Consider the following 13,309-nt stretch of genomic DNA (forward strand, 5'->3'; position numbering starts at 1 on the left):
ATGTCGATCACAGATGCAGAAGCATCCGGCTGTTGCCCAGGGTGTTCGGTTTCACTCGTTCGAGACCGAGGAACTCCGCGACGCCCTCGTCATAGGAACGCAGCAGCTCCGCGTAGACATCGGCGTCGACCGGCGTCTCGCCGATCTCCACGAAGCCGTGCTTGGTGAAGAAGTCCACTTCGAAGGTCAGGCAGAATACGCGGCGAACGCCGAGCGTGCGTGCCGTCTCGACCAACTTCTCCAGCAGCCGATGTCCGACGCCGGCGCCCTTCAGACCGGGCTTCACCGCGAGAGTGCGCACTTCCGCCAGGTCTTCCCACATCACGTGCAGTGCACCGCAGCCGACGACCTCGGCGTTGTCGTCCCGTTCGGCGACCCAGAACTCCTGGATGTCCTCGTAAAGCGTCACCGTGGCTTTGTCGAGCAGGATGCGCCCGCGAACGTAGGCGTCCAGCAGTCGGCGCACTGCGGGGACATCGCCGGTCCGGGCCCGTCGGACGGTGATGGCTTTTGCGGTCTCTTCGGGGCGTTCTGCGGACATGAGCGGACGCTATCGCCCGTGGCCGTCCCGTGCCGAGCCGGGGTTCTCGTCACGGGTTTCCGGTGCTCGGTCGGTATCCGGGGCTTGGACGGTATCCGGGACTTCACCGGCGACTTCGGGGGTGCCGGATCCCCCGATGGCGCCTTCGGCGGTGCCTTCGACGATGCGCACGGCATCCCGTAGGGCCTGCCGCTGTTCGTCGCTCATCATCCCGAAGAAGGCGACGAGAGCGGCGGCGGCGTTGTCGCTCTGGGACCAGGCGTCGTTCATCAGTGCGGCGGCGTAGGCGGCACGGGTGGAGACGGCCTCATATCGATAGGCCCGCCCCTCGGCTTCGCGGCGCACCCAGCCCTTGTGATGGAGATTGTCCAAAACGGTCATCACCGTGGTGTACGCGATGGACCTCTCGCGCTGAAGGTCTTCCAGGACCTCTCGAACGGTCACCGGGCGGTTCCACTTCCACACCCGCGTCATGACCGCGTCTTCGAGTTCTCCCAGGGGCCGAGGCACAACTCAGCACCCTAGTGGGAGAAACCGGCAATGGCGTGCCGAACATACGCCTTCGGCGTGAAACGCGAACAAAAAGGACGTACGGCCCCATGGTGAGGTGTCCTCACGCGGGGGCCGTACGTCGCTTCAGGCGTCGGTGGGCGCGCCGGCTCCGGAGGCCTGGGGGCCGCTCTGTGCGCGCGCGATGGCGGCGTCCACGGCCGCGTCCTCCTTGGCCTTGGCGGCCCCGCCCTGGGTCTTCACGATCACCCTGACCAGAGCGATGAAGAACGCGGCCATGACGACCGGCGGAACGAGTGCGGAGACGTAGTCCATGGATCCAGAGTAGCCACGGCGGCGGGACAAACAGGGGCGGGGTGGCCCGAGCGTCACACCGCCGCGAGGCACTGCTGCGGCTTCCCGGAGGGCGGGCCCGGCTTCCGTCGCGGGAAGACCTCGCCCGGCGTGGGCACGGGCCGCCGAACGGGCTTCGGCGCGGGCGCCGTGCCGGGCTGCGCGGGGGCGGGCCGCTCCCCCGGCTTCGCGGCGGGCTTCTGGGCGGGCTTCTCGTCCCCGCCGTCCTCTTGCTGCGCCCCCCGGCCGTCCGGCAGACCGCCCATGAGCGCCTGAAGCGCGCTGCGGGAGGCGGTGACGGCCATCGGGGCGCCTCCGCCGGGGCAGAGGGGGCCGATCGGGTGCACGGGGGCGGTCCGGGCAGCCGGGGCCGGCGGTTCGACGGGGGCCGGGCGGGCGGCCGGGACCGGGTGCGCGGAGGCCGACTCGCCAGGGGGCGCCACGGGCGGGGTGAGCGTCCGGCAGCGGTGCAGGAGGGCCGCTGCGGCCGGGGCGCCGCGCAGGGCACCCAGGGCGGCCAGGTCGTCGGCCGTGGGCCGGTGGCCCGCGTCGAGGCAGTCGGCGAGGAGCGCGAGGTAGCCGGCGGCCGCGCCGGGGAGGGCGGCGCGGTACCGGGCGAGGTCGGCCACCAGGAACGCGCGCAGCCGGACACCCTCGTGCATCGCCTCGTCGAGTGACTCGGCGAGCCGGCGGCACTCCTGCACGTCTTCGGCGCTGGCGGGACGGGGCTGAAGGGCGAGGGCGAGGGCGCGGCGGAGCACAGGCAGCTCCTCCGCGCCGAACGCCATGCCGCCGCGGGTTCCGTATGGCGTAGGCATAGGCCGACGATACGCGCTAATCAGACAAATTCGACATAAGGCGCGAGTGTGGCGTGTGGGGGTGTCGCCGTCCCGGTCAGAGGCGCGAGACGTTCCGCTCGTAGACCAGCCGCAGCCCGATGAGGGTCAGCCACGGCTCGTGCTCGTCGATCAGCGAGGACTCGCCGAGCACCATCGGCGCCAGCCCGCCCGTCGCGATCACCGTCACGTCGTCCGGATCGTCGGCCAGCTCCCGGGCCATCCGGCTGACCACGCCGTCGACCTGCCCTGCGAACCCGTAGATGATGCCGGCCTGCATCGCCTCGACCGTGTTCTTGCCGATCACGCTGCGCGGCCGGGCCACCTCGATCTTCCGCAGCTGCGCCGCCCTGACGCCCAGCGCCTCGACGGAGATCTCGATACCGGGCGCGATGACCCCGCCGACGTACTCCCCGCGCGCGCTGATGGCGTCGAAGGTCGTCGCCGTACCGAAGTCGACGACGATCGCCGGACCGCCGTACAGCTCGTTCGCCGCCACCGCGTTGATGATGCGGTCGGCGCCGACCTCCTTGGGGTTGTCGAAGAGGATCGGCACGCCCGTCTTGACGCCGGGCTCGACGAGCACGGCGGGCACGTCGCCGTAGTGGCGCCGCGTCACCTCGCGCAGTTCCTGGAGCACCGACGGCACGGTCGCGCAGATCGCGATGCCGTCGATGCCCTCGCCCAGTTCGTCGCCGAGCAGCGGGTGCATGCCCATCAGGCCCTGAAGCAGCACCGCCAGCTCGTCGGCCGTGCGGCGCGCGTCGGTGGAGATGCGCCAGTGCTCGACGATGTCCTCCCCGTCGAACAGGCCCAGCACGGTGTGCGTGTTGCCGACGTCGATCGTCAGGAGCATGGCCGTCACTCCGCCTCGCGCAGGTCCAGGCCGATGTCCAGGATCGGCGAGGAGTGGGTCAGGGCCCCGACGGCCAGGAAGTCGACGCCGGTCTCGGCGTACGCCCCGGCGTTCCCCAGGGTCAGCCGGCCGGACGCCTCCAGCAGGGCCCGGCCGTCGACGATGGCCACGGCCTCCTCGCACTCGCCGGGCGTGAAGTTGTCCAGCAGGATCAGATCGGCGCCGGCGTCCACGACCTCGCGCAGCTGGTGCAGGGTGTCGACCTCGACCTCGATCGGCACGTCCGGGAAGGCCTCCCGTACGGCCTTGAAGGCCTGCCCCACGCCGCCGGCCGCCACCACGTGGTTGTCCTTGACCAGGGCCGCGTCCGACAGCGACATGCGGTGGTTCACGCCGCCGCCGCACCGGACGGCGAACTTCTCCAGCGACCTGAGGCCCGGCGTGGTCTTGCGGGTGTCGCGCACGCGCGCCTTGGTGCCCTCCAGGGCGTCCGCCCAGGCGCGCGTGGCGGTCGCGATGCCGGACAGGCGGCACAGCAGGTTGAGCGCGCTGCGCTCGCCGGTCAGCAGGTCACGCGTGCGCGTGGTGACCGACAGCAGCTTCTGCCCGGCCTCGACGCGGTCGCCGTCCTCGACGTGCCGCTCGACCTCGAACTCGTCCGTGCAGACCACCGAGAGCACCGCCTCGGCGACCCTGAGGCCGGCCACCACGCCCGCCTCGCGCGCGGTGAAGTCGCCCGTGGCCACGGCGTCCTCGGGGATGGTCGCGACCGTCGTCACGTCCACTCCGTGGTCCAGGTCCTCCTGGATCGCGACGTTGGCGATGTCCTCGACCTCCAGGGGGTCGAGTCCGGCGTCCGTCAGGAGCTGGGCGAGCGCGGGGTCGAGCCCGCACTCCAGGTACTCCTCGTCGGCGTCCGCGCCGCAGGCACAGCCGTCGCCGCAGCCGTCGCTCGGGGCGAGGGGAAGGTCTTCGCTGCTCACTTGTGTCACTGCTCCAGAGGACGCGGGGCCGGGGCCCCGGGGCGGGTCGGGGGGAACTCTGCGGTGTCCGTGGTGTGCACGGCAGGTGTGCCGTCGGGGTTCAGCCGTACGACGATGTGGCGGCGCCAGTGGGTGTCGTCCCGCTCGGCGCGGTCCTCGCGCCAGTGGCAGCCGCGGGTCTCCTCGCGCAGCCGGGCGGCGGCGACCAGGACGCCGGACACGCACATGAGGTTCGTGGCCTCCCAGGTGTCGACGCCCGGCTCGGCGGTCTTGCCGTTCTCCTCCAGGGCCGAGCGGGCCTCGGCGTGCAGCCGCTCCAGCTGGTCGGCGGCCCGGGCCAGCGACCCGGCGGACCGCAGCACGCCCGCTCCCTCGGTCATGATCCGCTGGATCGCGAACCGGGTCTCGGGGGCGAGCAGGGGGCGGGAGGGCCGCTCGGCGTACGGGACGGGTTCCGGCACGCGCGCGTGCAGGCCGTTCTCCGACCGCTCCCGAGCGATGTCGGCGGCGATGCGCTCGGCGTAGACCAGGCCCTCCAGGAGGGAGTTGGAGGCGAGGCGGTTGGCGCCGTGCACGCCGGTGCAGGCCACCTCACCGCACGCGTACAGGCCCGGCACGGTCGTCCGGCCGCGGGAGTCGGTGCGCACGCCTCCGGAGGCGTAGTGGGCGGCCGGCGCGACCGGGACGGGCTCGGTGACCGGGTCGATGCCGTGGGCGCGGCAGGCGGCGAGGATCGTCGGGAAGCGGTGCTCCCACATGTCGGCGCCGAAGTGCCGGGCGTCGAGGAGCATGTGCTCGGTGCCCTGCTCCCGCATCCGCCGCATGATGCCCTTGGCGACGATGTCCCGGGGCGCGAGTTCGGCCAGTTCGTGCTGCCCGGTCATGAAGCGCACTCCGTCGCCGTCGACCAGGTGGGCGCCCTCGCCGCGCACCGCCTCGGAGACGAGGGGCTGCTGGCCCTCGGCGTCCGCGCCGAGGAAGAGCACCGTCGGGTGGAACTGCACGAACTCCAGGTCGGAGACCTCGGCGCCCGCGCGCAGGGCGAGCGCCACGCCGTCGCCGGTGGAGACGGACGGGTTCGTGGTCGCGGAGAAGACCTGGCCCATGCCGCCGGTCGCGAGGACCACCGCGGGCGCGTGCACGGCGCCCACGCCGTCGTGCTGGCCCTCGCCCATGACGTGCAGGGTCACGCCCGCGGCGCGGCCCTCGGCGTCCGTGAGCAGGTCCAGGACGAGCGCGTTCTCGACGGTGTGCACGCCACGCGCGCGTACCGCCTCGACGAGGGCGCGGGAGATCTCCGCGCCGGTCGCGTCGCCGCCCGCGTGCGCGATGCGGCGGCGGTGGTGGCCACCCTCGCGGGTGAGCTCGATGCCGCCCTCGCCGTCGGTGTCGAAGTGCGCGCCGGTGGAGATCAGCCGGCGTACGGCGTCGGGGCCCTCGGTGACGAGGATCCGTACGGCCTCCTCGTCGCACAGGCCGGCGCCTGCCACCAGGGTGTCGTCCAGGTGCTGCTCGGGGGTGTCGCCCTCGCCGAGGGCCGCGGCGATGCCGCCCTGGGCCCAGCGGGTGGAGCCGTCGTCGAGGCGGGCCTTGGTGACGACGACGGTCCTCAGGCCGGCCGCCTCGCAGCGCAGGGCGGCGGTGAGGCCGGCGACGCCGGAGCCGACGACCACGACGTCCGCCGCGATGGACCAGCCGGGCGCGGGCGCGTGCAGTCGTATGCCGGTGCTGGTCACGAGGCGGCTCCCAGGGTTCCGAAGGTGAGCGGGAGGTTGTCGATCAGCCGGGTCGCCCCGACCCGTGCGGCGACGGCGAGGACGGCCTCGCCGGTGAAGTCGTCGCCGATCTCGGTGAAGTCGGACGGGTCGACCAGGGCCAGGTAGTCGAGTTGCAGCGGCGGGTCGAAGCGCGCGGCCTCGTCCAGGACCAGCTGGGCAGCCGCGCGGACGGCCGCTGCGGCGCCCGGGGAGGCCTTGGCGACGGCAGCGGCGTCGGCCGCCGCGCGGGACTCCCCGAGGGCGCTCAGGGCCTCGGCACGCGCACGCGTGGAGGGCACCTCACGGGCCCGCGCGCGCAGCGCCTCCTGGGCGGCGTGCCGGTCGCGGCCCGCGAACAGGGCCTGGGAGAGGGCCAGGGCGGTGTACCGCTCCTGCGGGGAGAGGTAGCGGTTGCGGCTGGACAGGGCCAGTCCGTCGTTCTCGCGCACGGTCGGTACGGCGACGATCTCCACCCCTATGTCGAGGTCGCGCACCATGCGGCGGATCAGGGCGAGCTGCTGGGCGTCCTTCTGCCCGTACAGGGCCACGTCGGGGCGGGTGAGGTGCAGCAGCTTGGCGACGACGGTGAGCATGCCGTCGAAGTGCCCGGGCCGGCTGGCGCCCTCCAGGCGCTCGCCCATGGGGCCTGCGGTGATCCTGACCTGCGGCTCGCCGCCCGGGTAGATCTCTTCGGCGGACGGCGCGAACACAGCGTCGGCGCCCGCCTGCTCGGCCACCTTGAGGTCGGCCTCCAGGGTGCGCGGGTAGCGGTCGAGGTCCTCGCCCGCGCCGAACTGGAGCGGGTTGACGAAGACGGTGACGATCACGAAGCCCTTGCGGCCGACGCGCTCGCGGGCCGCGCGGATCAGGGCGGCGTGGCCCTCGTGCAGGGCGCCCATGGTCATGACGACGGCGGTGCGTCCCTGGACCGCGTAGTGGTCGCGCACGTACTCCAGATCGTCCACCGTGGGGGCGAGTTCGAACATGCGACGGCTCATCGGTCTTCCCCGTTCTCGGGCAGGTTCGTGCCACCGGCGAGTACCCCCAGCAGGTCCTCGGCCAGCTCGGGCTTGAGCAGGCCGTGGGCGAGCGCGCGGTCGGCGGTGGCGCGGGCCATCGCCAGGTAGCCGGCGAGGGTCTGCGGGGCGTGCCGGCGCAGTTCGGCGACGTGGGCGGCGACCGTGCCGGCGTCCCCTCGCGCGACCGGTCCGGTCAGGGCCGCGTCGCCGGAGCGCAGGGCGTTGTCCAGGGCGGCGCCGAGCAGCGGGCCGAGCATCCGGTCGGGGGCCTCGACGCCGGCCTCGCGCAGCAGTTCCATGGACTGGGCGACCAGCGTGACCAGGTGGTTGGCGCCGAGCGCGAGCGCCGCGTGGTACAGCGGGCGCATCTCCTCGGCGATCCACTCCGGCTCGCCGCCCATCTCGATGACCAGGGCCTCGGCAGCCAGCCGCAGCTCCTCGGGGGCGGTGACGCCGAAGGAGCAGCCGGCCAGCCGCTGCACGTCCACGGGTGTGCCGGTGAAGGTCATCGCGGGGTGCAGGGCCAGCGGCAGCGCGCCCGCGCGCAGGGCGGGGTCCAGCACCTTCGCGCCGTACCGCCCGGAGGTGTGCACGAGCAGCTGCCCGGGCCGTACGGCGCCGGTCTCGGCGAGGCCCGCGACCAGTCCGGGCAGGGTGTCGTCGGGGACGGTCAGCAGCACCAGGTCGGACCGCTCGAGCACGTCGGCGGGCGGCACCACGGGCACGTCGGGGAGCATCAGCCCGGCACGCCGCCTGGAGGTGTCGGAGACCGCGGAGACGGCCACCGGACGGTGCCCGGCCAGCTGGAGGGACGCGGCGAGGGCGGGGCCCACCCGGCCGGCGCCGACGACGCCGACGGTGAGCCGCGCGGGGCGGTCCCTGGGGTCTGGTTGTTGGCTACTACTCACGCGACGGTGACCTTCCCGTTCCAGTCCGCTCGGGGTACCGGACGATTTCTCGTCATGTTAACGCGATAGGTTCCGGGGGCGGCCGGTCGTCCACAGGCTGTGGGTCGGCCCACAGTGCCGCGGGGCGGGAAAGGACGGGCCGCGGGGCGGGAATGCGGGTACCCGCCGCCTCCCGGACGCGCGATGATCCGGGACATGAGTGATACGGCGGAGCAGGACGCAGTGGACGTACGGCTCGAAGAGCGGGTCCCGGACGGGGAGCGGCACAAGCGGCTCCGGGAGCGGCGCGCGGCCGCGTGCCGGAGCGCGGAGCGCGTGCTGGCGCGCCCCGGGTTCCTGGGGACGCTCCGGGAACGGCTGGCGCTGCTGGACGGTGCGCGGGAGGTGTACGACCTCGACGAGGCATCGGACATGTACGGCAACGGCGTCGTCGAGGCCCTGGAGGAGAAGGTCGCCGGCCTGCTCGGCAAGGAGGCCGCCGCCTTCTTCCCGACCGGGACGATGGCCCAGCAGGTGGCCCTGCGCTGCTGGGCGGGCCGCACCGGCAACCCGGCGGTCGCGCTGCACGCGCTGGCCCATCCCGAGGTGCACGAGCGGCACGCCTTCAGCCAGCTCGCCGGGCTGCGGCCGGTACGGGTGACGAGCGAGCCCCGCCAGCCGACCGCCGAGGAGGTGCGCACCCTCGACGAGTCCTTCGGGACGCTGATGCTCGAACTGCCCCTCAGGGACGCCGGGTTCCTGCTGCCCACGTGGGAGGAGCTCCTCGAGCTCGTGGACGCGGCACGCGAGCGGGACGCGGTGGTGCACTTCGACGGCGCGCGCCTGTGGGAGTCCACCGTGCACTTCGGCCGGCCGCTGGAGGAGATCGCGGACCTGGCCGACAGCGTGTACGTGTCGTTCTACAAGTCCCTCGCCGGTTACGGCGGCGCCGCGCTCGCCGGACCGCGGGAGCTGGTGGAGGAGGCCAAGGCCTGGCGGCACCGGTACGGCGGCAACGTCTTCCAGCAGTTCCCGACGGCGCTGTCGGCACTGGCCGGACTGGAGCGGGAGCTGCCCCGGCTGCCGGAGTACGTGCGGCACGCGCGCGTGGTGGCCGCCGCGCTGCGCGAGGGGTTCGCCGCGGCGGGGCTGCCCTGGAGCCACGTCCACCCGGCCGAGCCGCACACGCACGAGTTCCAGGTCTGGCTGCCGTACGAGGCCGAGGCGGTCGCCCGGGCCGCGATCCAAACCGCGGAGGAAACGGGCACGATGCTCTTCACCAGCGGCTGGGACGCCCCGGCCCCCCGCTTGGCCCGCACCGAGGTCTCCGTCCGGGCCGAGGGCCTGGCCTGGACCGAGGCCGACGTACGGGCAGCGGTCGCCGACTTCACCGCCCGCCTCCCCAAGGAGCCCAACGAGTAACCCACCGCCCCCACCGAGCCACGTCCCCCCACGGTCCGGACGACCACCCGGGCCACCACGGGGAACGCTGCCGGTCCCTCGGCTCGCGCACCACTTGCCGCTCGCGGACCCCGGCCGCGGGCATCGGGCGCGGGCATCGGGCGCGGGCATCGGGCGCGGCACGGGCGGCGGGACTGGGCGCGGCACGGGCGGCGGGACTGGGCGGGTTGTTGTGCTCGCCGGTTGGGCCCGGGCCGGTTCTGGGTGGTGGGCGGTGGTCTTGTCAGTGGGGGCGGGCACCATGGGGGCATGAGCGTGCGGATCGATATCGCGGGGCTGCGGCCGGAGAAGGTCGCCGTCGTGCCCGCGCCCCTGGCCGAGCTCTGCATGGCGCTGCACGCGCTGTCGGAGCCGGGGCACCACCCCGGTCTGCAGGGCTGGGTCACCGGCGTCACCGCCCGGCTCGACTCGCACCTGGCCGACCGGATGTGCGAGGCGGACTTCCTGTGGCGGACGACGTTCTCCGACCTCTTCCTGCCGTCCGCGGGCGTGCCCGGCGGCTCCACGCTCCCCGGCGCGACGCTCGCCGACGAGCTGGACATCCTCGACAAGCTGTCCGACGAGCAGTTCGTGGACGCCGCCCTGGAGTTCACCTGCGCCCTGCCGTACGGCCTGCCGGGCCCGGGACCGCTCGCCGACGCCGGTCTTCGCCGCCGCGCGGTGGAGCTGGCCGCCGCGCGCGGGCCGCAGCAGGTGCGCTTCACCGAGCGGCTGCTGGCCGACCCGCCGCGCATCAGGGCCTGGCTGCGGCAGTTCCTCGAGGACTGCGACGAGGCGTTCTTCGCGCAGACCTGGTCCCGGCTGCGCCACCAGCTCGCGGCCGACACCCGGCACAAGACGGAGCTGCTGCGCCGCAAGGGCCTGGCCGAGGCCCTTGCGGCGGTGTCCCCGGCAGTGACGCTCGACGAGGCGGCCGGCCGGATCACCGTCGACAAACTGGGCGAGGGCCGCACGGCCACGGCGGAGGGCGGCCTGCTCCTCGTGCCGACGAGCCTGGGCTGGCCCCACCTCATGGTGCTGCACCGGTACAGCTGGCAGCCGGTGCTGCACTACCCGGTCGGCTCCCCTGAGCTCGCCGCCCCGCCCTCGGTGGAGCAGCTGACCCTGCGGATGACCGCCCTGTCCCACCCGGTGCGGATGCGGCTGTGCCGCAGCCTGGCCCGCAGCGCGTTCACCACCAGCGAGCTGGCCCAGGTGCACGGCATGACCGCGCCGGAGATATCCCGGCACCTGAGCCTGCTGAAGAAGGCGGGCCTGGTCACCACCCGGCGCCGGGGGCGGTACGTGCTGCACCAGCTGGACGTCGCGACGGTCGCCCGGCTGGGCAGCGACTTCCTCGAAGGCGTGCTCCGCTAGTGACGGTGAACCTTTCCGGTCGCAGCACTGGTCACCGGATCCGGGGTCGGGCGTGCGGCGGGGTCAGTCGAACCGGATGTGCCGGACGCCGACCCTCGCCTGCCGCAGCCGTGTCCGCAGCGGGCCCTCGGTGTTGGGCCGCAGCGTGAGGCCGGCCAGGACGGCGATCCGGTCCGCGGTCTTCGGCACGGTCGAGTGGTCGGTCCACAGGTGCTCGGCGAACTCCGGCTCGCGCAACCGCTCGAGGCAGCCGTCGAGCTGCTGAACGGCCCAGCTCTCCCGGCCCAGAGCGGAGTTCTTCCCGGCTACATACCCGACGAGGTGCCCGAACCCGCGCTCCCGCAGCCGCTTCAGAACGGTCTCGCGATCCGCGAGGAGTGCGAAGTGCCGTACCTCGTGCCCCAGTTCGCGCAGCCGCCCGACGGTCTCGGCGAACTGGCCGGAGTCCGTGACGGTCATGGGGGCGATCACGACCCCCTCGTGCCGGGTGAGGGCCAGGTCCAGGACTTCCACCACCCCTTGCCGCCAGGCCGCCAAGTCCCTGAAGTCCGCGCGCAGTTCGGGTGGCAGCATGCGGCGCAGGCCGAACCCGGCGTGCTCGGGATCGCAGACGACGCTGCCGGGCAGACGGCGCTGGATCTCGTGTGCGGTCTGTGTCTTGCCGCCCCCGAAGGGGCCGTTGATCCACAGGAGCATGCGCAGACCCTACCGACGGCCGCGTACGCCGTTCAGCCGTGTCCGCCGGCCCGGACGAGTCCCGTCTCGTAGGCCAGGACCACCACCTGCACCCGGTCCCTCAGCCCCAGCTTGGTCAGGATGCGCCCCACGTGGGTCTTCACCGTCGCCTCGGACAGCACCAGCCGGGCGGCGATCTCGCCGTTCGACATGCCCTGCGCGACCAGGACCATGACCTCGCGCTCGCGCTCGGTGAGCCGCTGGAGCTCCTTGTGCTGGGGCTCCTTGCCGGCCGTGGGCAGCATCGGGGCGAACCGGTCGAGCAGTCGGCGGGTGGTGGAGGGCGCGACGACGGCGTCGCCGCTGTGCACGGAGCGGATCGCGGCGAGCAGGTCGCCGGGCGGCACATCCTTGAGCATGAACCCGGAGGCGCCCGCCTTCAGTCCGGAGAAGGCGTACTCGTCGAGGTCGAAGGTGGTCAGGATGAGCACCTTCGGCGGGTCGGGCTCGGAGCAGATGCGGCGGGTGGCCTCCACACCGTCCAGCTTCGGCATGCGCACGTCCATCAGCACCACGTCGACAGCGGTGGCGCGCAGCACCTGGAGGGCCTCGACGCCGTCGCCCGCCTCCGCGACGACCTCCATGTCCGGCTGGGCGGCGAGCACCATCCGGAATCCGGTGCGCAGCAGCACCTGGTCGTCCACGAGCATCACGCGGATCGTCATCGGGGTCCTCTTCCGTTCGTCATCGGCGGGTCGGGCGGGTGTGTGACAGGTGCCGGCGGGGTGTGCGCCGGCGTCAGTGCACCGGTTTGAGCGGCAGCAGGGCGCTGATGCGGAAGCCTCCGCCGGGGCGCGGACCCGCGTCCAGGGTGCCGCCCACCATGCCGACGCGTTCGCGCATGCCGATCAGGCCGTGCCCCTCGCCGTCGGCGCCGCCCTCCTCGTACAGCTCGTGCGGCGCGCCCTTGCCGTCGTCCTCGACAAGCAGTCCGAGGCCGTCGTCGAAGTAGACCAGGCGCACGCTCGCGCCCGTGTTGGGCCCGCCGTGCTTGCGGGTGTTGGTGAGGGCCTCCTGCACGATGCGGTACGCGGTGAGCTCGACCCCGCTGGGCAGCGGGCGCGGGGTGCCCTCGATCCTGAAGTCGACGGGCAGTCCGGAGCCCCGGCACTGCTCGACAAGGTCCTCGATCTGGTCGACGTCGGGCTGCGGCACGTACTCGCCGCTCTCCTGGTGCTCGCCGGTGCGCAGCACGCCCAGCAGGCGGCGCATCTCGGCGAGGGCCTGGCGGCCGGTGGAGGAGATCGTCTCCAAGGCCTTCTTGGCCTGGTCGGGCGCGGCGTCCAGGACGTAGGCGGCGCCGTCTGCCTGCACCACCATCACCGACACGTTGTGCGCGACCACATCGTGCAGCTCGCGCGCGATCCGGGCGCGCTCGGCGGCGACCGCGACCTTGGACTGCGCCTCGCGTTCCTTCTCCAGACGGGCGGCGCGCTCCTCCAGCTGCGCGAAGTAGGCGCGGCGGGTGCGCATGGAGTCGCCGAGCACCCAGGCGAGGGCGAACGGCACCGTCTGGAAGACGGTTATCGCGACGTTGCCCAGGGCGCTCGCGTCGTGCTGCGGCCAGCGCATCTGCGCGAGGGTCGCCGCGCACAGCCCGCCGGCCAGGGCGAACCGGGAGGCCCAGCGGGCGCCTATCGCGGCGACCGTGTAGATGATCACCAGCATGGCGAAGTTGGCGACCATCGTCTCGACGTCCAGGACGAGCTGCGCCACACCCGCCGCGCCCGCCAGCACCAGCATCTTCTCCGGCATCCGGCGGCGCAGTGCGACGACCACGCACAGCACGAAGGACAGCGCGAGGGCCGCGCCGACCGAACCGTGGTGGCCGGGCGCCCCGTTGATGCGCGACACGCTCACGCCGGAAAGCCCGAGGAGGATGAGGGCCCAGGAGCCGTCCACCCACATCGGGTGCCTGCGGAGGAAGTCATAGAGGCGCTGCACGTAACCCAGAGTAGGGAAGCGGCACAGGTGCGGGGGTCAACCGAAGGGCCGATCCGCACGGGCCCCTCGTACTCCCCAAGGTGGAGGCAGT

The 13,309-nt window shown here is 73.2% G+C and carries 14 protein-coding genes; 2 read left to right on the forward strand and 12 right to left on the reverse strand.

Annotated features, from left to right (window positions below; all coding sequences use genetic code 11):
* Positions 1-7: 7 nt before the first annotated feature.
* The 9 genes from ACIQFZ_RS31630 to ACIQFZ_RS31670 form a co-directional block, all read right to left on the reverse strand.
* Positions 8-541, reverse strand: coding sequence for an amino-acid N-acetyltransferase (locus tag ACIQFZ_RS31630; RefSeq protein ID WP_365423669.1), 534 nt, complete (start codon positions 539-541; stop codon positions 8-10).
* Between the two features lie 9 nt (positions 542-550).
* Positions 551-1,015: a BlaI/MecI/CopY family transcriptional regulator gene (locus tag ACIQFZ_RS31635; RefSeq protein ID WP_376652370.1), complete on the reverse strand. Its 465-nt coding sequence runs from the start codon at positions 1,013-1,015 to the stop codon at positions 551-553.
* Between the two features lie 162 nt (positions 1,016-1,177).
* Entirely contained in the window at positions 1,178-1,366 is a 189-nt protein-coding gene (locus ACIQFZ_RS31640) for a hypothetical protein (RefSeq protein ID WP_376652371.1), read from the reverse strand.
* 53 nt (positions 1,367-1,419) lie between these two features.
* Complete coding sequence (locus ACIQFZ_RS31645) at positions 1,420-2,202, reverse strand: hypothetical protein (protein WP_365423678.1); 783 nt, start codon at positions 2,200-2,202, stop codon at positions 1,420-1,422.
* A 76-nt stretch (positions 2,203-2,278) separates the two neighbouring features.
* Complete coding sequence (locus tag ACIQFZ_RS31650; RefSeq protein ID WP_361414308.1) at positions 2,279-3,076, reverse strand: type III pantothenate kinase; 798 nt, start codon at positions 3,074-3,076, stop codon at positions 2,279-2,281.
* Between the two features lie 5 nt (positions 3,077-3,081).
* Positions 3,082-4,059 (reverse strand): carboxylating nicotinate-nucleotide diphosphorylase, encoded by a 978-nt coding sequence (gene nadC / locus ACIQFZ_RS31655; RefSeq protein ID WP_402692816.1) that lies wholly within the window; start codon positions 4,057-4,059, stop codon positions 3,082-3,084.
* 5 nt (positions 4,060-4,064) lie between these two features.
* Positions 4,065-5,795, reverse strand: a complete 1,731-nt coding sequence (locus tag ACIQFZ_RS31660; protein ID WP_402692817.1) for an L-aspartate oxidase — start codon at positions 5,793-5,795, stop codon at positions 4,065-4,067.
* The gene (gene panC, locus ACIQFZ_RS31665; RefSeq protein WP_383055927.1) at positions 5,792-6,802 is read right to left on the reverse strand and encodes a pantoate--beta-alanine ligase; all 1,011 of its coding nucleotides are present in this window, start codon (positions 6,800-6,802) and stop codon (positions 5,792-5,794) included. Before panC ends, ACIQFZ_RS31660 begins: the two co-directional genes overlap by 4 nt.
* 8 nt (positions 6,803-6,810) lie before the next feature.
* Complete coding sequence (locus tag ACIQFZ_RS31670) at positions 6,811-7,743, reverse strand: DUF2520 domain-containing protein (RefSeq protein ID WP_365423686.1); 933 nt, start codon at positions 7,741-7,743, stop codon at positions 6,811-6,813.
* A 195-nt stretch (positions 7,744-7,938) separates the two neighbouring features.
* Here ACIQFZ_RS31670 and ACIQFZ_RS31675 point away from each other — a divergent pair, with 195 nt between their 5' ends.
* Positions 7,939-9,144, forward strand: a complete 1,206-nt coding sequence (locus tag ACIQFZ_RS31675; protein ID WP_383055887.1) for a threonine aldolase family protein — start codon at positions 7,939-7,941, stop codon at positions 9,142-9,144.
* Positions 9,145-9,432: 288 nt separating this feature from the next.
* Positions 9,433-10,539, forward strand: coding sequence for a DUF5937 family protein (locus tag ACIQFZ_RS31680; protein ID WP_383055886.1), 1,107 nt, complete (start codon positions 9,433-9,435; stop codon positions 10,537-10,539).
* A 63-nt stretch (positions 10,540-10,602) separates the two neighbouring features.
* On the opposite strand, the gene ACIQFZ_RS31685 is transcribed toward ACIQFZ_RS31680, so the two are convergent.
* The 3 genes from ACIQFZ_RS31685 to ACIQFZ_RS31695 form a co-directional block, all read right to left on the reverse strand.
* A complete protein-coding gene (locus tag ACIQFZ_RS31685; protein ID WP_383055884.1) occupies positions 10,603-11,235 on the reverse strand; it encodes an AAA family ATPase in 633 nt (210 codons plus the stop codon).
* Positions 11,236-11,267: 32 nt separating this feature from the next.
* Positions 11,268-11,939 (reverse strand): response regulator transcription factor, encoded by a 672-nt coding sequence (locus ACIQFZ_RS31690; RefSeq protein ID WP_365436305.1) that lies wholly within the window; start codon positions 11,937-11,939, stop codon positions 11,268-11,270.
* A 73-nt stretch (positions 11,940-12,012) separates the two neighbouring features.
* Positions 12,013-13,218 (reverse strand): sensor histidine kinase, encoded by a 1,206-nt coding sequence (locus tag ACIQFZ_RS31695; protein WP_402692818.1) that lies wholly within the window; start codon positions 13,216-13,218, stop codon positions 12,013-12,015.
* Positions 13,219-13,309 lie beyond the last annotated feature (91 nt).

The sequence above is a fragment of the Streptomyces sp. NPDC093064 genome (assembly GCF_044754605.1).
Classification (GTDB): domain Bacteria; phylum Actinomycetota; class Actinomycetes; order Streptomycetales; family Streptomycetaceae; genus Streptomyces.